Origin of the sequence: Pseudomonas sp. A6 (assembly GCF_052367875.1) — a bacterium.
GTDB classification, from domain to species: Bacteria; Pseudomonadota; Gammaproteobacteria; order Pseudomonadales; family Pseudomonadaceae; genus Pseudomonas; species Pseudomonas citronellolis.
Genome location: NZ_CP198970.1, coordinates 6,566,796 through 6,587,050 on the forward strand (window position 1 = coordinate 6,566,796; position 20,255 = coordinate 6,587,050).

The 20,255-nt window shown below is 68.8% G+C and carries 12 protein-coding genes; 1 reads left to right on the forward strand and 11 read right to left on the reverse strand.

Going from position 1 to position 20,255, the window contains the following annotated elements; genetic code table 11:
- The 9 genes from pilV to ACTWJ5_RS28995 all read right to left on the reverse strand — a co-directional run bounded on the left by pilV (nt 1) and on the right by ACTWJ5_RS28995 (nt 15,489).
- The gene (gene pilV / locus ACTWJ5_RS28955) at nt 1–522 is read right to left on the reverse strand and encodes a type IV pilus modification protein PilV (RefSeq protein ID WP_116424238.1); all 522 of its coding nucleotides are present in this window, start codon (nt 520–522) and stop codon (nt 1–3) included.
- Complete coding sequence (locus ACTWJ5_RS28960; RefSeq protein ID WP_116424354.1) at nt 519–983, reverse strand: GspH/FimT family pseudopilin; 465 nt, start codon at nt 981–983, stop codon at nt 519–521. Before ACTWJ5_RS28960 ends, pilV begins: the two co-directional genes overlap by 4 nt.
- Before the next feature lie 278 nt (nt 984–1,261).
- Complete coding sequence (locus ACTWJ5_RS28965; RefSeq protein ID WP_074985138.1) at nt 1,262–2,110, reverse strand: mechanosensitive ion channel family protein; 849 nt, start codon at nt 2,108–2,110, stop codon at nt 1,262–1,264.
- Nucleotides 2,111–3,170: 1,060 nt separating this feature from the next.
- Nucleotides 3,171–4,100 carry a transglutaminase family protein gene (locus ACTWJ5_RS28970; protein WP_116424236.1) on the reverse strand — a complete coding sequence of 310 codons (930 nt, stop codon included), beginning with the start codon at nt 4,098–4,100 and terminating at the stop codon, nt 3,171–3,173.
- A complete protein-coding gene (locus ACTWJ5_RS28975) occupies nt 4,100–6,598 on the reverse strand; it encodes a circularly permuted type 2 ATP-grasp protein (protein WP_301500815.1) in 2,499 nt (832 codons plus the stop codon). Before ACTWJ5_RS28975 ends, ACTWJ5_RS28970 begins: the two co-directional genes overlap by 1 nt.
- A gap of 50 nt (nt 6,599–6,648) precedes the next feature.
- Nucleotides 6,649–9,933 (reverse strand): transglutaminase family protein, encoded by a 3,285-nt coding sequence (locus tag ACTWJ5_RS28980; RefSeq protein WP_444437030.1) that lies wholly within the window; start codon nt 9,931–9,933, stop codon nt 6,649–6,651.
- Between the two features lie 505 nt (nt 9,934–10,438).
- Nucleotides 10,439–11,566 carry an SO2930 family diheme c-type cytochrome gene (locus ACTWJ5_RS28985; protein WP_444437031.1) on the reverse strand — a complete coding sequence of 376 codons (1,128 nt, stop codon included), beginning with the start codon at nt 11,564–11,566 and terminating at the stop codon, nt 10,439–10,441.
- Nucleotides 11,563–12,810 carry a parallel beta-helix domain-containing protein gene (locus ACTWJ5_RS28990; RefSeq protein ID WP_074983324.1) on the reverse strand — a complete coding sequence of 416 codons (1,248 nt, stop codon included), beginning with the start codon at nt 12,808–12,810 and terminating at the stop codon, nt 11,563–11,565. The genes ACTWJ5_RS28985 and ACTWJ5_RS28990 overlap by 4 nt, the downstream gene beginning before the upstream one ends.
- A gap of 423 nt (nt 12,811–13,233) precedes the next feature.
- Nucleotides 13,234–15,489 carry a YgiQ family radical SAM protein gene (locus tag ACTWJ5_RS28995; RefSeq protein WP_444437032.1) on the reverse strand — a complete coding sequence of 752 codons (2,256 nt, stop codon included), beginning with the start codon at nt 15,487–15,489 and terminating at the stop codon, nt 13,234–13,236.
- 223 nt (nt 15,490–15,712) lie between these two features.
- Between ACTWJ5_RS28995 and ACTWJ5_RS29000 the strand changes: the two genes are divergently transcribed.
- Nucleotides 15,713–17,590 (forward strand): diguanylate cyclase domain-containing protein, encoded by a 1,878-nt coding sequence (locus ACTWJ5_RS29000; protein WP_253409444.1) that lies wholly within the window; start codon nt 15,713–15,715, stop codon nt 17,588–17,590.
- Here the strand turns inward: ACTWJ5_RS29000 and alr are convergent.
- Nucleotides 17,587–18,663, reverse strand: coding sequence for an alanine racemase (alr, locus tag ACTWJ5_RS29005; protein WP_253409446.1), 1,077 nt, complete (start codon nt 18,661–18,663; stop codon nt 17,587–17,589). The genes ACTWJ5_RS29000 and alr overlap by 4 nt on opposite strands.
- A gap of 133 nt (nt 18,664–18,796) precedes the next feature.
- Nucleotides 18,797–20,191: a replicative DNA helicase gene (dnaB, locus tag ACTWJ5_RS29010; protein ID WP_074983332.1), complete on the reverse strand. Its 1,395-nt coding sequence runs from the start codon at nt 20,189–20,191 to the stop codon at nt 18,797–18,799.
- Between the last annotated feature and the right edge of the window lie 64 nt (nt 20,192–20,255).

A 20,255-nucleotide genomic window follows, 5' to 3' on the forward strand; every position in this document is an offset into this window, starting at 1 on the left:
TCACAGCTCCGCGCGCAGCACGTAGCTGCACACGCCCCCATCGCACATTTTCGAGCGTTCGTCGGCCCAGGCGACTCGGATCATCACCAGGGAACCGGCGTCGGAACAGGCTTCGCCCGAAGCGCTGCGGCAGACCGCAAAGTTTTCCGTCAGGATGTCCGCGGTTACCGGCAGCAGGCGCTCGACCCGGCCACGCCAGCAGCCGAGGTCGGCGGTCGCGACATCGTCGCCACCGCTACCGCGCTCTCGTGTCCCGCAGTTTTGGGGTATGGCTGGAAAGGCCTTGAAATACTTCGACTCGCCGTCCAGTTGCCCCGTCGCGTCGAGCACCGCGTCGCGGTTGCTGCGCATCATCTCCAGCAGGTCGTGGGCGAGCATCACCGCGTTGCCCTGCAGGGTGGCCTCCTGGGTGTTCTGCACCGCCCGCGACTGCAGGGCGAGCATGCCCAGGCCGCCCACCGTCAGCACCAGCAGCGCCACCAGCACCTCGATCAGGCCGACGCCTGCGCACGCGGCCCTCATGAGCAGCCTCCGCTGGCCGGCAAGGCTATCTGCCCGCTGGCGAGGATGCGGATGCGCTGGCAAGTCGCGCCGTCCACGGCCGGGCAGATGCTGATGCAGGTCGCGTTGCCGCCCAGGCGCCCATCGGCGCGGAAGACGATGCTGCTCGCAGCGCTGGCCAGGACGACGGCGTCACGCAGCGTCACCTGCCGCAGGCTGGTGCTGCCGGCCGTCACCGCCAGTGCCCCGGTCCAGGCGCTGCCCTGGGCCGGCTTCAGTGTGACGGAGCGCCCGCGGCTGGCCGCCTCGCCGCGGGTATAGAGCAGCAGAGAGTACAGCTCCTGGGCGGCGCCCTGCACCTGTTGGTTGCGTATCAGTTGGGTGAAGCCGGGCACCGCGATGGCGGCGGTGATGGCCAGCACGGCCAGGGTGACGAGCAACTCGATCAGGCTGAAAGCGGCGAAGCGGGAATGGCGTGGCATCGGGCCCCCGGGCGATGAAGACGGCGACCGGTGCGGGAGGCGCCGGTCGAGGTCTGCCCAGGGTGCGCTTGTCGGCGGGGGGAATATGCAGGATGAATCGCCAGCTTCGGCCGGGCCTCCCCACTCGGGGGAAGGTGAAATTTCCTATGGCGGCAGGAAAGCTCCTGCGCGCTCACCGGCCGTCGAGGATTGGCGACCGCCCATCCCCAACGGCGTAGGAAAACGCATTCGGAAGCACCAGAGGCACCCTTGCGGTGCCCCTGTGTAAGGCGCGGCGCTCAGCCGGCGGGTTGCTGCACGATGATGGTCTGCGCCGGCATCGGCGCCGGGAAGCCGGTGCCCAGGGCTTCCTTGATGGTGCGGTTGGTGTCGAAGTAGACCTGCCAGTAGTTGTCGTTGTGGCAGTACGGGCGCACCGCCAGCACCGGGCCGACCAGGTTGAACTCGAGGATTTCCACGTCCACCGGCGGCTCGGCGAGCACGTTGGGGATCTGCGCGATGCGCTCCTTGAGCAGGGCCGCGGCGGCGGCGTAGTCGGCGGCGCCGGACAGCTGGGCCTTGAGCTCGACGCGGCGGAAGTCGTTGTGGCTGTAGTTCTGGATGGTGTCGCCGAAGATCTTGTTGTTGCCCACCAGGGTCAGCACATTGTCCGGGGTGTTGATGGCGGTGACGAACAGGCCGATCTCCTTGACCGTGCCGGTGACGCCGGCGGCGGTGATGAAGTCGCCGACCTTGAACGGCCGCAGGACGATGATGAAGCCGCCGGCGGCGAGGTTGGCCAGCAGCCCCGACCAGGCCATGCCGATGGCCACGCCGGCCGCGGCGATCAGCGCCGCCAGGCTGGTGGTCTGCACGCCGAAGTAGCCGAGGATGCCGATCACCAGGACGATGTTGAGGGTCACGGTGATGAAGGAGCCGACGTAGCGCAGCAGCGTCGGGTCGACGCTCTGCCGGGCCAGGGCCCGCTCGACCATGCCCACCGCCAGGCCGATCAGCCAGCGGCCGATCACCCAGAAGGCGATGGCGGCGAGGATCTTCATGCCGAAGGCCAGGGCGTACTGCTGCACCAGCGTCCAGATTTCGTTGAACTTCTCCGTACCCACGTTGACGATGTTGGTGTCGCCCATTGCCTGGCCCATCCGTTGATTGGGAAATGACCAGGGAAAAGCTAGCACGCCGTTCGCGGCTTGCCCGGCGGGTGGGACGGAGCGACTCTTTTGCCGGCTGCGCCGAGGTGCTCTTCGTAGGAGCGAGCTTGCTCGCGAACAGACTTCGCCGCGGGGCTCATTCGCGAGCAAGCTCGCTCCTACGAGAAGCCGTGCCCGCCGGTATGGTAGGGGCTGGGCCTGCGCACGATAAGGCTCAAGAGCGCCCTCACCCCAACCCTCTCCCGCAAGCGGGAGAGGGGGCTGTCCTGAGCGGGCGGGGAATCCGGGGTCATCCCGGTACACCTAGCTACGAACAGCGCTTGCCCGTAGGGCGCAAGACCGTAGGAGCGGACCTTGTCCGCGATAGCCGGAACCACCGGCGCGATTCGCGGATGAGATCCGATCCTACGCTGCCCCACCCACGCCATTCCCCTGCGCGCGTTTCGCGGGCAGGGCCCGCTCCTACAGGCTGATGCCGAACTTCCAGACCACGCCGAACGGCCCCCTCTCCCTCCGGTAGAGGGCTGGGGTGAGGGAACGGTGTCAACCAGGCACACAGCAGCCACCCGCAAGCACCGTTCGCGAGCAAGCTCGCTCCTACAGGCTGATGCCGAACCTCCAGCCCACGCCGAACGGCCCCCTCTCCCTCCGGGAGAGGGCTGGGGTGAGGGAACGGTGTCAACCGGACACGCAGCAGTCACCCGCAAGCATCGTTCGCGAGCAAGCTCGCTCCTACAGGCTGATGCCGAACTTCCAGCCCACGCCGAACGGCCCCTCTCCCTCCGGGAGAGGGCTGGGGTGAGGGAACGGTGTCAACCAGGCACACAGCAGCCACCCGCAAGCACCGTTCGCGAGCAAGCTCGCTCCTACAGGCTGATGCCGAACTTCCAGACCACGCCGAACAGCCCCCTCTCCCTCCGGGAGAGGGCTGGGGTGAGGGAGCGGAGTCAACCGGACACATAGCAGTCACTCGCAAGCACCGTTCGCGAGCAAGCTCGCTCCTACGAAGAGCACCTCGGAATCTGGCCGTGTTGCTCCGTCACACCGCCAGCTCCCAATGCGGCATCACCGTCACCCGCACTTCCGGGTCGTGGCTGCCGCCGCCGAGGATCACCCCGCGCAGCGGCGAGACGTCGGCGAAGTCGCGGCCCCAGGCCAGGGTGATGTGTTCCAGGGCCGGGAGGATGTTGTTGGTGGGGTCGAAGTCCACCCAGCCGTTGGCCGGGCAGTACAGCGAGACCCAGGCGTGGGAAGCGTCGGCGCCGATCAGGCGGGGCTGGCCGGGTGGCGGGCGGGTCAGCAGGTAGCCGCTGACGTAGCGTGCCGCCAGGCCGCGCGAGCGCAGGCAGGCGAGCATCAGGTGAGCGAAGTCCTGGCACACGCCGCGGCGGCGTTCCAGCACTTCGGTCAGGGGCGTCGCCACCTGGGTGGCTTCGGCGTCGAAGGCGAATTCGTCGAAGATTTTCTGCATCAGCGCCGCGGCGCCTTCCAGCAGCGGCCGGCCGGCGGGGAAGCAGTCGGCAGCGAATTCGGCGAACTGGCGCTTGATGCGCACGTAGGGCGATTCCATGCGGAAGCGGCAGGCCTCCAGTTCCTGCGCCGACAAGGCGCGGCCGCTGAAGGCCAGGTCGGCGGCCACTTGTTCCCAGGCCGGCGAGGGGTACAGCGGCAGGCGCGGCAGCACTTCGATCTGCAGGCGGGCGTTCACCTGCAGTTCGTCGTGGGGCCGTTCGAAGGCCAGGCGCGTCAGCGGGTTGCCGAACACGTCGAAGCCGTCGCTGCGCTGGGTGGGCACGGGTTCGATCTGCAGTTCGCGGCCCAGGCAGCGCTGCCGGGGGCAGTCGCGCGGCCACAGGTGCAGCAGTTGCTGCGACAGCGACACCGGCGCGGCATAGCGGTAGCGGGTGTCGTGGAACACCTGGTAGCGCGCCACCGGCGCGGACGTTGGGGAAAGCTGGGCTTCGGCCATTAGGTGGATACCGTGCGCTGGCTGATGTCGTCGACGTGGGCGAAGTAGCGCAGGCCGAGGCGGTCGGATGCCTGGCCGGCGCCCTGCGCCAGTTCGCGCAGCAGGCGCGCCAGGCCGGCGAGCACTTCGTCCTGCCCGGCGCTGCCGAACAGCGGGTTCTCCAGGGTGGCGAAGTCGAAGGCCAGCAGGCGCGCGGTGAGCAGCGCCAGTTCCTGCTCGCGGGGCATGCCGAATTCCTGGTGCAGGCGTTCCAGGGAGCGCTCCAGGGCCTGCAGCTGGAAGTACAGGGCGTGGGGGTTCTGCTCGTGCAGCAACAGCAGGTCGAGCACCGGGATCAGCTGCGGCCCGGCGAGGTAGCGCGAGCGGTAGGTGATGGTGCTGTTGCCCAGCTCCAGCAGCCATTCCAGGGCGCCCGGGTCCCAGGCCGCGCCGCCGTCGAGGAAGCCGGCGATGGCGTCGGCGAAGAACTGGATGCGCTCGATGCGCCGGCCGATCATCAGGAAGCGCCAGCCGTCGTCGCGGGTCATGTCGTCGAGGGCGAAGCCGGACAGCGCGGCCAGGGACATCAGCAGGCGGTTGAGGAAGTCCAGGGCGTCGCCCAGTTCGGTGTCGCGCGCGTCCAGCGCCTGCAGGTCGCGCTGCAGTTCCATCAGCGCCAGCCAGTTCTCCCGCGACAGCCGCCCGCGAACCTGGGCGGCGGCCCAGTGCAGGCGGCGCAGGTTGGCGCAGAGGCTGTTGCTCCAGTGCTCGTCCAGCAGGGCCGCCAGCAGGCGTTGCTCCAGCGGCGCCTCGCCCTGGGGGATCAGGCCCATGGCACCGGCCAGGTCCAGCGCGCTGCGCAGGGCCTGCTCGTCGCCGTCGGCATCGACGTAGCGCGACAGCACCACGCGCAGCAGCCGGGCGTTGTCGTCGCAGCGCTCGGCGTAGCGGCCGAACCAGTAGAGGTTCTCCACTACCCGCGAGGGTAGGTACGGGTCCTGCCGGATCAGGTCGCGCGCACCTATGTTGCGCGGCCGCAGCGGCTCGCCGTGGACCGGGCGGTCGGCCAGCACCCAGGTGTCCTTGCTGGCCCCGCCGCGCTGCATGGAGACCACTTCGGCGTCCGCCGCCGAGGCCACCCGCGTCAGGCCGCCGGGCATCACCCAGTAGCGGCCGTCGCTGGCGGCCACGGCGAACACGCGCATGCCGATGGCGCGCGATTGCAGTTCGCCGCGCGCGCCGGCCTGCTGCCAGACCGGCGCCTGGGACAGCTGCGCCTGGCGCTGCGCCACGTAGGCGTGGGGCTGCGCGCGCAGGCGCTGGCACAGTTCGGTGCGGGCCGCCGGGCCCAGGGTGTGGCCGAACAGCGGCTCGAAGCTCTGCGAGGGGAAGGCCGGCTTGATGACCAGGCGGTCCAGTTCGCCCAGCGCCATGTCCAGGGCGCCCGGTTCGCCGCACCAGTGGGTCTGCACCGCCGGCAGCAGCAGGTCCTCGCCGAACAGCCGGCGGCTGGCCGCCGGCAGGAAGCCCAGCAGCCCCGGCGACTCCAGCACGCCGCTGCCCAGGGCGTTGGCCACCAGCACGCGGCCGCGGCGCACGGCGTCGAGCAGGCCGGGCACGCCGAGGGCGGAGTCGGTGCGCAGTTCCAGCGGGTCGCAGAAGTCGTCGTCCAGGCGCCGCAGCACCGCGTGGACACGCTTCAGGCCACCGAGGGTCTTGAGGTAGAGGGTCGCGTCGCGCACCGTCAGGTCGTGGCCTTCCACCAGCGGGAAGCCCAGCTGGCGCGCCAGGTACAGGTGCTCGAAGTAGGTTTCGTTGAAGCGCCCCGGGGTCAGCAGCACCACCAGCGGCGTCTCGCCGTCGGCCGGGGCGCAGTGGGCGAGGGTTTCCTGCAGGGTGCGGAAATAGCCGGCCAGGTACTGCACGCGCAGTTCGCGGTACAGCTCCGGCAGGGCGCGGGAGATGATCTGCCGGTTCTCCAGGGCGTAGCCGGCGCCCGAGGGCGCCTGGGTGCGGTCGGCGAGCACGTGCCAGCGGCCGTCGGCGTCGCGCGCCAGGTCCACGGCATAGCTGTGCAGGTAGATGCCGCCGGGCACCGGCAAACCGCCGCAGGGCCAGAGGAAGTTGGGGTGGCCGTAGACCAGTTCGGTCGGCAGCACGCCCTCGGCGAGCAGGCGCTGCTCGCCGTAGAGGTCGGCCAGCACCGCGTTGAGCAGCCGCCCGCGCTGCGCCACGCCGGCGGCGATGCCGGCCCATTCCTCGGCGGACAGCAGGTTGGGCAGCAGGTCCAGCTCCCAGGGGCGGTCGGCGCCCTTGGGGTCGGCGTAGACGTTGTAGGTCACACCGTTTTCCTGGATCTGCCGCGCCAGCAGGGCCTGGCGCTGCTCCAGCTGCGCGGCGCTGGCGCGCTCCAGGCGCTGCACCAGGCGTTGCCAGTGCGGGCGCACGCCGCCCGCGGCGTCCAGCAGTTCGTGGTACGCCGTGGCGGACAGCGGGTAGTGGGCGAGCAACTCGGACATCAGGGACTCGGCGTGCAAGGCGGCCTGTTCACTTTAGCGGGCGGCGGCGCTCATGTCCGCCGCAGGTCGAGGGTCATCGGCAATTCGGCGTCGGCGCGCGGCGCCTCCACGTTCAGCTTGCCGGGTGTGTGGCCGTGGCGGAAGAAGCGCGCCAGGCGCCGGCTCTCGGCTTCGTAGGCGTTCACCGGGAAGCTGTCGTAGCTGCGCCCGCCGGGGTGGCTGACGTGGTACTGGCAGCCGCCGAGGGAGCGCTGCATCCAGGTGTCGACGATGTCGAAGACCAGCGGCGCCTGCACGCCGATGGTCGGCTGCAGGCAGGACGCCGGCTGCCAGGCGCGGTAGCGCACCGCGGCGACGTATTCGCCGACCTGGCCGGTGGGCCGCAGCGGCACCGGGCGGCCGTTGCAGGTGACCACGTAGCGGTCCGGGGCCATGCCGCTCAGCTTCAGCTGCACGCGCTCCAGGGACGAGTCCACGTAGCGCACGGCGCCGCCGGGTGCGCCCTCCTCGCCCAGCACGTGCCAGGGCTCCAGGGCCTGGCGCAGTTCCAGGTCGATGCCCTTCACCGCGTAGTCGCCGTATTTCGGGAAGCGGAATTCGAAATGCGGGGCGAACCAGTCGCTGCGCAGCGGGTAGCCGAAGGCGTTGAGTTCGTGGACCACGTCGGCGAAGTCCTGCTCGACGAAGTGCGGCAGCAGGAAGCGGTCGTGCAGCTCGGTGCCCCAGCGCACCAGCTTCGGCGGCGTGTAGGGTTCGGCCCAGAAACGCGCCACCAGGGCCCGCAGCAGCAGTTGCTGGGCCAGGCTCATGCGCGCGTGGGGCGGCATTTCGAAGGCGCGCAGTTCCAGCAGGCCGAGGCGGCCGCTGGCGCTGTCCGGCGAGTACAGCTTGTCGATGCAGAATTCGGCGCGGTGGGTGTTGCCGGTGATGTCCACCAGCAGGTTGCGCAGCAGGCGGTCGACCAGCCACGGCGGGCAGTCGGCGCCCGGCTCGGGCATCTGCGCGAAGGCGATCTCCAGTTCGTAGAGCGCGTCGTTGCGCGCCTCGTCCACCCGCGGCGCCTGGGAGGTCGGGCCGATGAACAGGCCGGAGAACAGGTAGGACAGCGAGGGGTGGTTGTGCCAGTAGCTGACCAGGCTGCGCAGCAGGTCCGGGCGGCGCAGGAAGGGCGAGTCCGCCGGGGTGGCGCCGCCGAGGACGAAGTGGTTGCCGCCGCCGGTGCCGACGTGGCGGCCGTCGACCATGAACTTCTCGCTGGACAGCCGCGACTGGCGCGCCGCCTCGTAGAGGAATTCGGTGCGCTCGACCAGTTCGCCCCAGTTCGCCGAGGGGTGGATGTTCACTTCGATCACGCCCGGGTCGGGGGTGACGCGGAAGTTGGTCAGGCGCGGGTCGGCCGGCGGCTCGTAGCCTTCCAGCAGCACCGGGCAGCCCAGTTCGCCGGCGGTGGCCTCGATGGCGGCGACCAGCTCCAGGTAGGCCTCCAGCTCCGCCAGCGGCGGCATGAACAGGTACAGCCGGCCTTCGCGCGGCTCGGCGCACAGCGCGGTGCGGGTGATCCAGCCGGCGGACTGGTGCATCAGCGGCTGGCGCGTGGCGTCCGGGCCGCCGGGCATACGCTCGCGTACCTGTTGCAGTTGCGCGGCGCGGCGCAGCGGTGGGCGCGGCTGGCTGGGGTCGGCGGGGTTGACGTAGGGGTAGTCGGCCTCGCTGGCCCAGGGCTGCGAGTCCAGCGGCAGGCGGTAGCCCAGCGCCGAGTCGCCGGGGATCAGCCGGCAGTGCTCGTCGCGCAGGAACCAGCGGCCACTTTCCCAGGTGTCGCCGGCGGCGCTGCGGGCCAGCGGCAGCACGTGGCCGACCACTTCGCCCAGGCCGCGCTCGAACACCTTGCGCAGGCGATCGCGTTCCAGCGGGTCGTCCAGGCGCGCGTCTTCCGGGGTGACGTTGGCCGGCAGCCGACGTTCGCGCCAGAGGTAGTAGAACCAGTCTTCGTAGGCGGCGAACAGGGTGTCGCCGGTCAGCCCCAGGCGCCCGGCCAGGCGGCGCAGGAAGCGCGCGGCCAGGGCGGCGTCGGCGCCGTAGCTGCGGCCTTCCTCGGCGTAGAGCATGGGGTTGTTCCACAGCGGCTCGCCGTCGCGCCGCCAGAAGCAGTTCAACGACCAGCGCGGCAGTTGTTCGCCCGGGTACCACTTGCCCTGGCCGAAGTGCACCAGGCCCTTGGGCGCGTAGTGGCGGCGCAGGCGATGGAACAGCTCGGCGGCCAGGCGGCGCTTGTTCGGGCCCAGGGCGGCGGTGTTCCACTCGGGGTCGTCGGGGTAGTCGATGGCGATGAAGGTCGGCTCGCCGCCCATGGTCAGGCGCACGTCCTGTTCGGCGAGGTCGGCGTCGATGCGCGAACCCAGTTCGCGGATCGCCTGCCACTGTTCCTCGCTGTAGGGTTTGGTCACCCGCGGCGCTTCCCACACGCGCTCCACGCGCATCTGGTGGCTGAACTGCACCTCGCATTCCTCCAGCGCGCCGGTGATCGGCGCCGCCGAGGACGGCTCGGGGCTGCAGGCCAGGGGGATGTGGCCCTCGCCGGCGAACAGCCCGGAGGTCGGGTCCAGCCCCACCCAGCCGGCGCCGGGCAGGTAGACCTCGGCCCAGGCGTGCAGGTCGGTGAAGTCCACTTCGGTGCCGCTGGGGCCGTCCAGGGATTTCTGGTCGGCGGTGAGCTGGATCAGGTAGCCGGAGACGAAGCGCGCCGCCAGGCCCAGGTGGCGCGCCAGCTGGACCAACAGCCAGGCCGAATCGCGGCAGGAGCCGGAGGCCAGCTCCAGGGTCTGCTCGGGCGTCTGCACGCCGGGCTCCATGCGGATGAGGTAGCGCACGTCGCCGGCCAGGCGCTGGTTCAGCGCGACCAGGAAGTCCACGGTGGGGCTGGCGTCGCGTGGCACCGCGGCGAGGTATTCGGCGAACCGCGGGCTGGCCGGCTGGCGCGCGAGGTAGGGCGCCAGTTCGCGCCGCTCGTCGGCGCCGTAGGCGAAGGGGAACTGCTCGGCGTAGGGCTCGAGGAAGAAGTCGAAGGGGTTGAACACCGCCATCTCGGCGACCAGGTCCACCTCCACCCGCAGTTCCTCGGTCTTCTCCGGGAACACCAGGCGCGCCAGGTAGTTGCCCTGCGGGTCCTGCTGCCAGTTGATGAAGTGCTTGCCCGGGGCGACCTTCAGCGAATAGCCGAGGATACGCGTGCGGCTGTGCGGCGCCGGGCGCAGGCGCACCAGTTGCGGGCCGAGGTTCACGGCGCGGTCGTAGCGGTAGTGGGTGACGTGCTGCAAGGCGACATGGATCGACACGGCGGGCCTCCTGCGGGCCTGGGCGACACAGCTTCCGCGCAAGTCCCGTGCCAGCCGCCAGGGGCCGTGGAACGGGCTGCGCACGGGCGCCGGGCACCATCGCGGGGCCCGGGGGTGCATGCCGGGCATGGGGGTGCACGGAAATGGGGCGCCGGCTGGGGATAGCCTAGACGGTGGGGTGTGACAGGGGGGGAGAAGGTTGGGTGGTCTTTCGTTGGGGCGAGGTTGCTCGCGAACGGGGGTTGCCTGGGGTGTGGTGGTCAAATAATTTCGGGGGGGGTTTGGTGTTGGGCTGTAGAGCGCCCTCTCCCTAACCCTCTCCCTGAAGGGAGAGGGGACCGTTCGGCAGAAACACAGACCATGGCGTTAGCCGGAACCGAAGTCGCAGATTGAAACCCTATTTATCCGCAGGCACGGACAAGCCCCCTCTCCCTTCAGGGAGAGGGCTGGGGAGAGGGAACGGAGCCCCTCCCCCACGCACCGAAGTCGAAGGAAAACTCCAGCCTCAAATACACCCCCCCGCCAACCCCGCAATCCACCGCTCCAGCACCTCCAACCCCTCCTTGTGCACCAACGCCCGCCCCAGCTCCGGCATCATCTCCCCAGGCTTGTCACTGCCGACACGGTAGGTCAGCACCGACAGCTCCGGATGCCCCGGATGGATATCCTCGCGACGCCCACCAGTACCATTGCCAGCCGCCACCGGCTGCTTGCAGAACCCGTAGTTCACCCCCAACTCGGCACTGGCATCGATATACAGCCCCGACGTACGCGCCGCCCCCTTCGGGTTGTGGCAATGACCACAGTTGGCGTCGAGATAGCTGCGCGCCTGCTTCTCCAGGCTCTCGCCTGCGCGCGGGTGGCCCCAGAGGGCGTTCTGCGGCACCTGCGCCAGCGCCGGCAAGCCCTGCAGGAAGCCGCGCGCCTGCCAGTGGCGCAGCTGGTTGTCGCTGCCCTCGGCGTAGGCGAAGTCCTTGTTCAGGTGCCGGGCCTTGGGGCCCAGCGGGGCAATGCCGGCGCCTTTGGTCTCGGCGTGGCATTCGGAGCACTGGTTGGCGTCCGGCACCATGTAGGTGAAGGCCACCTTCTGCCCGGCTGCGTCCTGCAGTTCCAGGGCCTGACTGTCGCCGGCCAGTTCCAGGTGCGCTTCCTTCTGCTCGGCGTCCCACACGTAGGGCAGCGCCGTCCAGCCGTCCTTCTGCTTCACCAGCACGCGGGTCTCGACCAGGCGCACCCTGGCCAGGTCCAGGCCCTGCTGCGGGTCGCGGTCGTCCTGCGAGTTCTCCAGCAACTGGCCCTTGCCGTCGGTGGGGTAGTAGAAGGTCTTGGTCAGCACCGTGCCCAGCGGGTAGTCGAAGTGGTCCTCGGCGTATTTCGCCGCCTGCCCCTCGGGCATCCACACGGTGCGCAGCTTGTGCGCGTAGTCGGTGAACAGCGGGGTGTTGAGGTCGTAGGGCAGCACCTCGGGCGCGGGCTTCAGGTGGCCGTCGCCCAAGTGCAGCATGCCCCAGCCGCTCAAGGTCTGCGGGTAGTCGTCGCCCTCGGGCTGGTAGCGCGGCTTCGCCTGCTGCCCGCACCCGGCCAGCGCCACGGCCAGGGCGAGCGACAACCAGGCGCAGGCGGCTCGCGTCATGCCTTGCCTCCCTTCTCGCCCAGGCCGGCCTGTTCGATCTTCGGCAGCGGCTTGAGCTTGCAGCGGTGGCCGCTCATGTCGGTGCTGATGTTCTTGTAGCCGTTGGGGCCGTCGACGTTGACGATGCCGGCCTCGCCGTTGTCGATGCAGATGGCCAGTTCCTCCGGCAGCTTGCCGTCGACCAGTTTCTTCTGGTTCACGTAGCCGTCCCAGAGGATGTCCGGCAGGCGCCCGTTGAGGCCGAACTTGGCGATCTTCAGCGCCTTCAGCTCCAGGTGGTCGGGGCTGTCGCCGCCGGGGCCGAAGGTGTTGCCGTGGATGTAGATGCCTTCGGGGTAGGGGTCGAAGTTCGGCTGCGTCGCCTTGTCCGAGTAGTTGGTGCTGTAGTAGCTGCTGATGATGACGTTGGCGGTCTTGTGGTCGCCGATCCTGTTGTCGAAGATTTCCACGTCGTCGTTGGAGTTCACCACCACCCCGGAACCGGCCGGGACGCTGGCCACCGGCGTGCCCTTGTGGCCGAAGTTGTCGTGGTTGTTGCCCTGCACCTCGTTGTTGTAGACGCGGGTGCCGCGCCCCGGCTGCTGCAGGTTGGGCATATTGAAGACGAGGATGCCGCCGGTGTTGCCGGTGGCGACGTTGTCGTAGACGTCGGCGCCGATGGTGTTCTCGATCTCGATGCCGGCGACGTTGCGCTCGGCGCGGTTGTTGCGCACCACCACGTTGCGCGACTGGCCGACGTAGATACCGGCGTCCGAGGCGCCGATGGCCACGTTGCCCTCCAGCAGCACGTTCTCGGTCTGCACCGGGTACAGGCCGTAGGCGCCGTTCTCGGTGGCCGGGCCGTTGGTCCATTCGGTGCGCACGTTGCGGATCACGATGTTCTTGCCGCCCAGCACCTTGAGCGCGTCGCCCTTGCTGTCCTCGATGGCCAGGTTCTCGATGGTGAAGTCCGAGGCGTCCACCAGCAGCCCTTCGGCGCCGGCCTTCTGGTTGCGGAAGCTGAGGATGGTCTTGTCCATGCCGTCGCCGCGGAGGGTCACGCCGTCGACCTTGAGGCTGAGGCCACGGTCGAGGTGGTAGGTGCCGGCGGGGATCGCGATGACGTCACCGGGCTTGGCCTTGATCAGCCGGGCCTGCAGGTCTTTCTGGAAGTCCGCGCTGACCGCGGCGGTGGGTTTGTCCTGCTCGCCGCAGGCGGCCAGGAGCACGGCGAGGCTGAGGAGGGACAGGGCGGCGCGACGCATGGCGGGGTCTCCGGTCTTGTTTTTATGATTTTGGAACTATAGTGCCAAAATGTTTCCATGGATAGCCCGGACACAGTCGCCTCCCTGTAGGAGCGAGCTTGCTCGCGAATGGTGTGGGTTCCGAAGAGCCCCTCTCCCTAACCCTCTCCCTGAAGGGAGAGGGGACCATTGGGCAGAAACGGGGCCCCTGGAGTCAGCCGGCAACGCCGAAAGCTACCGGCTGAAACCATTCCCTCTCTCGGCACGGACAAGCCCCCTCTCCCTTCAGGGCGGGGCGCGCAGCCGAGGGCTGGGGAGAGGGAGCGGAGTCAACTCGAAATACCTTCGTTACCGGGAAACTCTGTTCGCGAGCAAGCTCGCTCCTACGAAAGCAGGCCCGGAAACGAAAACGGGGCCTCACGGCCCCGTCATCGGTCATACAGCTCAGCGCGGTAGGTTCGGCTGGCGCTTGGTGGTGCGCTTCTTGCCCTTGGCGTAGGCCGCGGCCTTGCCCTCCTCGCCCTTGTTCCACGGGCGCGAGCCGTCGCTGGCGCGCGGCGGCAGGCCGGTGTGCTGGGTCAGCAGCGGCTTGCCGGCCTTCTTGCTGCCCACTGGGGTGGAGTTCTTGCGCCGGGCGCTCTGGTAGCTGCCGTCGGCGTCGGGCTGGTGGGTGGGGATCAACTGGTGCTTGCCGTTGCCGATCAGGTCGGCGCGGCCCATGTCCTTGAGCGCCTCGCGCAGCATCGGCCAGTTGTTCGGGTCGTGCCAGCGCAGGAAGGCCTTGTGCAGGCGGCGATGGCGCTCGCCCTTGACGATGGTCACCGCGTCGCTCTTGTAGGTGACCTTGCGCAGCGGGTTCTTGCCCGAGTGGTACATGGCCGTGGCGGTGGCCATCGGCGAGGGGTAGAAGGCCTGCACCTGGTCGGCGCGGAAACCGTTGCGCTTGAGCCACAGGGCGAGGTTCATCATGTCCTCGTCGGTGGTGCCCGGGTGCGCGGCGATGAAGTACGGGATCAGGTACTGTTCCTTGCCCGCCTCCTTGGTGAACTTCTCGAACATCTGCTTGAAGCGGTCGTAGCTGCCGATGCCCGGCTTCATCATCTTCGACAGCGGGCCCTGCTCGGTGTGCTCCGGGGCGATCTTCAGGTAGCCGCCGACGTGGTGCGTCACCAGCTCGCGGACGTACTCCGGCGACTCCACCGCCAGGTCGTAGCGCAGGCCCGAGGCGATGAGGATCTTCTTCACCCCCGGCAGGTCGCGGGCGCGGCGGTACAGCTGGATCAGCGAGGAGTGGTCGGTGTTGAGGTTCTCGCAGATACCGGGGAACACGCACGACGGCTTGCGGCAGTGCTTCTCGATCTCCGGGTCCTTGCAAGCGATGCGGTACATGTTGGCGGTCGGCCCGCCGAGGTCGGAGATCACCCCGGTGAAGCCCGGCACCTTGTCGCGGATTTCCTCGATCTCGCGGATGATCGAGTCTTCCGAGCGGTTCTGGATGATCCGCCCTTCGTGCTCGGTGATCGAGCAGAAGGTGCAGCCGCCGAAGCAGCCACGCATGATGTTCACCGAGAAGCGGATCATCTCGTAGGCCGGGATCTTCTCGCCGCCATAGACCGGGTGCGGCACGCGGGCGTACTGCAGGCCGAAGACGTAGTCCATCTCCTCGGTGCTCAGCGGGATGGGCGGCGGGTTGAACCACACGTCGGTCTCGCCGTGGCGCTGGACCATGGCCCGGGCGTTGCCGGGGTTGGTCTCCAGGTGCAACACGCGGTTGGCGTGGGCGTAGAGCACCGGGTCGTTCTTCACCTTCTCGAAGGACGGCAGGCGGATGACGGTGCGCTCGCGGGTCAGCTTCGGGTTGGGCAGCAGCTGCACCACCTTGGCTTCGTTGGGGTCTTCCTGCGGGCCCTTGTCCTGCTCGATGGCGCAGGCGGCGGTGTCCTGGGTGTTGACGTAGGGGTTGATGATCTTGTCGATCCTGCCCGGGCGGTCGATGCGCGTGGAGTCCAGCTCGAACCAGCCCTCGGGGGTGTCGCGACGGACGAAGGCGGTGCCGCGCACGTCGGTGATCGACTCGATCGGCTCGCCGGCGGACAGGCGCTGGGCCACTTCCACCACGGCGCGCTCGGCGTTGCCGAACAGCAGGATGTCGGCCTTGGCGTCCATCAGGATCGAGTGGCGGACCTTGTCCTGCCAGTAGTCGTAGTGGGCGATGCGACGCAGCGAGGCCTCGATGCCGCCGAGCACGATCGGCACGCCCTTGTACGCCTCGCGGCAGCGTTGGCTGTAGACCATGCTGGCGCGGTCCGGGCGCTTGCCGGCGTTGCCGCCGGGGGTGTAGGCATCGTCGGAGCGGATCTTCCGGTCGGCGGTGTAGCGGTTGATCATCGAGTCCATGTTGCCGGCGGCCACGCCGAAGAACAGGTTCGGCTTGCCCAGCTTCATGAAGTCGTCTTTCGACTGCCAGTCGGGCTGGGCGATGATGCCCACGCGGAAGCCCTGGGCTTCCAGCAGGCGGCCGATGATGGCCATGCCGAAGGACGGATGGTCGACGTAGGCATCGCCGGTGACGATGATGATGTCGCAGGAATCCCAGCCCAGTTGATCCATCTCTTCCCGGCTCATCGGCAGGAACGGCGCCGGGCCGAAACACTCGGCCCAGAACTTGGGATAGTCGAACAGCGGCTTGGCGGCTTGCATCACGGGCACCGGGGGCATCTCTAGGAATAGGGTCGCGAAATCGCGGGCGCGGAATATAGCACAAAAAGTGAACAATTCCGACCGGGACGCTGGGGTTTTTCCCGGCGCGGGGCGACCGCCGGACGGGGACGATTGGCGGCGCCGCCGCAGTGGCAACTGGCTATACTCGCTCCACCGTCTCAACAGGCTTGGCCACAGCGGCCGGGAACAGGGAGTGTCAACCGTGCGTCATCTGTGGTGTCTGTTGTTCCTCCTGCTCGGTTGCGCCAGCGCCGCGGCCCAGCCCCTGGTGCTCGACGAACGGGCCAGCGGGCGCTGGCTGAACGACGGCCTGATGCTGCTGGAAGACCCGGGCGCACGCCTGGACCTGCAACAGGCACGCGAGCAGGACGCCGCCTTCGTGCCCGCCAAGGGCCGCACCAGCGTCGGCCAGAGCCCCAACCCCTGGTGGCTGCGCCTGGACCTGGAACGCCAGGCCACCCCACCCGGCGGCTGGTGGCTGGAGGTGGACGCGGTGAACCTGCTCGACCTGCGCCTGTACCTGCCCGACGGCCAGGGCGGCTACCGCGAGCTGCGTTCGGGCGAGGCGGTGCCCTTCGCCGAGGGCCGCGACCGCAGCTACCGCCGCCCGGTGTTCCACCTGCCCGCCGGCGAAGGCCCGCTGCGCCTGTACCTGCGCAGCCTGGACCCGGCCGGCAACTCCTTCCCGCTGCGCATCTGGTCGCAGGACGACCTGCAGGACCACCGCGCCGAGACCAACCTGTTCCTCGGCGGCGTCTACGGGCTGATCGCCGCGCTGCTGCTGTACAACCTGTTCATCCTGTTCAGCCTGCGCGACCGCGCCTACTTCTGGTACGTGCTCACCACCGGCTTCGCCCTGCTGTTCAGCATGGGCATGACTGGCCACGCCTTCGAGCTGCTCTGGCCGGGCGACGCGGTGCCCTGGTGGCTGAACCGCATCACCCTGCCCTCGCTGTGGGGCCTGTGCGTCACCCGCTTCACCCAGACGTTGCTGCAGACCCGCCGCAACGTGCCCTGGGCGCACCACATGCTGACGCTGAACTGCCTGCTGTACGTCGCCTCGGTGCTGCTCAACGTCTTCGTCGGCCGCTCCGAGGCCGGCTGGGTGCTGGCCACCACCACCTTCGTCGGCATCCCGGCGGCGCTCGGCGCGGCCATCACCCGCTCGCTGCAGGGCTCGCTGCCGGCGCGCCTGTACCTGGTGGGCTTCGGCCTGGTGCTGTCCAGCGTGAGCATTTCGGTGATGCGCGCCCTGGGCGTGGTGCAGCCGTCGCCGACCACCGCCTACCTGTTCCCGGTGTCGGTGGCCATGGAGTCCATCCTGTTCTCCTTCGCCCTGACCTCGCGCATCCAGGAACTCAAGCGCGAGAAGGCCCAGGCCCTGGAGCAGGCCAACCGCGAGAAGAGCGCGCGCATGACCCTGCTGCAGAGCGCGCAGAACGACCTGGCGCAGGCCGTGGCGGCGCGCACCGCCGAGCTGACGCAGAGCAACCGCCTGCTGCTCGAACGCGAGGCCCAGCTGCGCCATGCCGCGCACAACGACCCGCTCACCGGGCTGCCCAACCGCCGCTACCTGGTAGAGCACGCCGAGCAGGCGCTGCAGCAGGCCCAGCAGAACGGCGAGAGCCTGGCGCTGATGCTGATCGACCTCGACCACTTCAAGCCGATCAACGACACCCACGGCCACGACGCTGGCGACTTCATGCTCCAGCACGTCGGCCACCGCCTGCGCCAGTGCGTGCGTTCCAGCGACTGCGTGGCGCGCCTGGGCGGCGACGAGTTCGCCGCGCTGGTGTCCGGCCCCGACGCCGAAAGCCACGCCCGGGAAATCGCCGTGCGCCTGCTCAGCGAACTGTCGCGGCCGGTGCAGTTCGACCGCCTGGAACTGAGCATCACCCCGAGCATCGGCGTAGCCATCTACCCGCGCCACGCGCTGCAGTTCGCCAAGCTGTACAAGGCCGCCGACCAGGCGCTGTACCAGGTCAAGGGCAGCGGCCGGGCCAGCTATGCGCTGGCCGGGGAGGACGGCAACGGTGACTTCTGGCTGGAAACGCTGAAGACTTCGGACCGGCTGGTCTAGGCGCTGTACTTGCGCGGCACCCGCGCGGTGACCTTGGTCAGCAGCTCGTAGCCGATGGTGCCGGCGTGGGCGGCCACTTCGTCCACCGCCAGCTGCGTGCCCCAGAGTTCCACCGGGGCGCCAACGGTGGCTTCGGGCAGGTCGGTGAGGTCCACCGCCAGCATGTCCATGGAGACCCGGCCGGCCAGCGGCGCGCGCTGGCCGGCGACCAACACTGGAGTGCCGCTGGGCGCGTGGCGTGGGTAGCCGTCGGCGTAGCCACAACTCACGGTGCCGATGCGCGACGGCCGTTCGGCCACCCAGGTGGCGCCGTAGCCGACGCTCTCGCCTACAGACACCTCGCGGACGGACATCACCTGCGCATGCAGGCTCATGGCCGGGCGCAGGCCCATCTCGGCCGCGCCCAGGTCGGCGAAGGGCGAGGCGCCGTAGAGCATGATGCCGGGACGGATCCAGTCCATGTGCGCCGCCGGGATGCTCAGCACGGCGGCGGAGTTGGCCAGCGAGCGCTGGTCGAAGTCCAGGTCGAGCAGGCCGAGGAAGCATTCCAGTTGGTCTTCGGTGAGCGTGTGGCCGCGCTCGTCGGCGCAGGCGAAGTGGCTCATCAGGTTCAGCTCGGCGACCTGCGGGGCGCCGCGCAGGCTCGGGAAGACCGCGCGCAAGGCCTCGGCGGAGAAGCCCAGGCGATGCATGCCCGAATCCAGCTTGAGCCAGACGTTGAGCGGATGCGGCAGGTTGCTGGCCAGCAGCGTCGCCAGTTGCTCCGGGCCCTGCACGGCGATGTCCAGGCGCAATTGCGACGCCACCAGGAATTCGCTCGGCTCGAAGCAGCCTTCCAGCAGCAGGATGCGCGCGGTGCCGTGCAGCGCGCGGACCTCGGCGGCCTCCTCCAGGCAGGCCACGGCGAAGCCGTCGGCCTCGTCACGCAGCGCGGTCACCACCTCGCGCACGCCATGCCCGTAGGCGTTGGCCTTGACCACGGCGAACGCCTCGCGGCCCGGCGCGCAGCGCTTGGCCAGGGCGTAGTTGTGCTGGATGGCGGAGAGGTCGATATGGGCGATAAGGGGGCGCATGGGGGTCCAGGCTGAAGGCTGAAGGCTGAAGGCTGAAGGCTGAAGGCTGAAGGCTGAAGGCTGAAGGCAAACAGCATAACCCCCGGCCACTCCGCATCAAGCTCTTACGTACAGCCTCCAGCCTTGCTCGTCTTTATTCGTCTTCGAAGTTGTACATGCCCGGGGCAAGGTTCTCGAAGCGCGTGAAGCGGCCGAGGAAGGCCAGGCGCACGGTGCCGATGGGGCCGTTACGCTGCTTGCCGATGATGATTTCGGCCACGCCCTTGAACTCGGTTTCCGGGTGATACACCTCGTCGCGGTAGACGAACATGATCACGTCGGCGTCCTGCTCGATCGCTCCGGATTCGCGAAGGTCGGAGTTCACCGGGCGCTTGTTCGGGCGCTGTTCCAGGGAGCGGTTGAGCTGCGACAGCGCCACCACCGGGCAGTTGAATTCCTTGGCCAGGGCCTTGAGCGAGCGGGAGATCTCGGAAATCTCGTTGGTGCGGTTGTCGCCGGAGGAACCGGGGATCTGCATCAGCTGCAGGTAGTCCACCATGATCAGGGCGATCTCGCCGTGCTCGCGGGCCAGGCGCCGGGTGCGCGCGCGCATTTCCGAGGGCGAGATGCCGGCGGTGTCGTCGATGAACAGCTTGCGCTCGTTGAGCAGGTTGACCGCCGAGGTCAGGCGCGGCCAGTCGTCGTCCTCCAGCTTCCCCGAACGCACCTTGGTCTGGTCGATGCGGCCCAGGGACGAAAGCATACGCATCACGATCGAGTCCGAAGGCATCTCCAGGGAGTACACCAGCACCACCTTGTCGGTGCGCAGCACGGCGTTCTCCACCAGGTTCATGGCGAAGGTGGTCTTGCCCATGGACGGACGGCCGGCGACGATGACCAGGTCGGCCGGCTGCAGGCCGCTGGTCTTCTCGTCGAGATCGGTGAAGCCGGTGGAGATGCCGGTGAAGGCGTCGTTGGTGTTGAACAGGTGGTCGATCCGGTCGATCGTCTTCACCAGGATGTCGCCGATGCCCACCGGGCCGCCGGTCTTCGGCCGCGCCTCGGCGATCTCGAAGATGCGCCGCTCGGCTTCGTCGAGCACCTCGTTGGCGCTGCGGCCCTCGGGGTTGAAGGCGCTGTCGGCGATGTCGCTGCTGATGCCGATCAGTTGGCGCAGGGTGGCGCGCTCGCGGATGATCTGCGCGTAGGCCTTGATGTTCGCCACCGAGGGGGTGTTCTTCGCCAGCTCGGCCAGGTAGGCCAGGCCGCCGACCTGCGACAGCTGGCCTTCGCGCTCCAGCAGCTCGGAGAGGGTCACCACGTCGATCGGCTGGTTGCCTTCGGCGAGCTTGTACACCGCGCGGAAGATCAGGCGGTGGTCATGGCGGTAGAAGTCGCCATCGGACACCGCGTCCGACACCCGCTCCCAGGCGTTGTTATCGAGCATCAGGCCACCCAGCACCGCCTGTTCGGCTTCGATCGAATGCGGCGGCACCTTGAGGGTGGCCGTTTGCAGGTCGTATTGCTCGGGGACGGTGATGTCGTTCATGGGGCTCGGCGCAGGAAACTCGGATGGATGCAGAAAAACAAAGGGCACGGACCGCTAGGCGGTA

Excerpts from the sequence above, each read along its gene's own strand:
- dnaB (WP_074983332.1), bottom strand. The coding sequence starts at position 20,191 with ATGAACGACATCACCGTCCCCGAGCAATACGACCTGCAAACGGCCACC.
- pilV (WP_116424238.1), bottom strand. The coding sequence starts at position 522 with ATGAGGGCCGCGTGCGCAGGCGTCGGCCTGATCGAGGTGCTGGTGGCG.
- ACTWJ5_RS28975 (WP_301500815.1), bottom strand. The coding sequence starts at position 6,598 with ATGTCCGAGTTGCTCGCCCACTACCCGCTGTCCGCCACGGCGTACCAC.
- ACTWJ5_RS28995 (WP_444437032.1), bottom strand. The coding sequence starts at position 15,489 with ATGCAAGCCGCCAAGCCGCTGTTCGACTATCCCAAGTTCTGGGCCGAG.
- ACTWJ5_RS28985 (WP_444437031.1), bottom strand. The coding sequence starts at position 11,566 with ATGACGCGAGCCGCCTGCGCCTGGTTGTCGCTCGCCCTGGCCGTGGCG.
- ACTWJ5_RS28990 (WP_074983324.1), bottom strand. The coding sequence starts at position 12,810 with ATGCGTCGCGCCGCCCTGTCCCTCCTCAGCCTCGCCGTGCTCCTGGCC.
- ACTWJ5_RS28970 (WP_116424236.1), bottom strand. The coding sequence starts at position 4,100 with ATGGCCGAAGCCCAGCTTTCCCCAACGTCCGCGCCGGTGGCGCGCTAC.
- ACTWJ5_RS28965 (WP_074985138.1), bottom strand. The coding sequence starts at position 2,110 with ATGGGCGACACCAACATCGTCAACGTGGGTACGGAGAAGTTCAACGAA.
- alr (WP_253409446.1), bottom strand. The coding sequence starts at position 18,663 with ATGCGCCCCCTTATCGCCCATATCGACCTCTCCGCCATCCAGCACAAC.
- ACTWJ5_RS28960 (WP_116424354.1), bottom strand. The coding sequence starts at position 983 with ATGCCACGCCATTCCCGCTTCGCCGCTTTCAGCCTGATCGAGTTGCTC.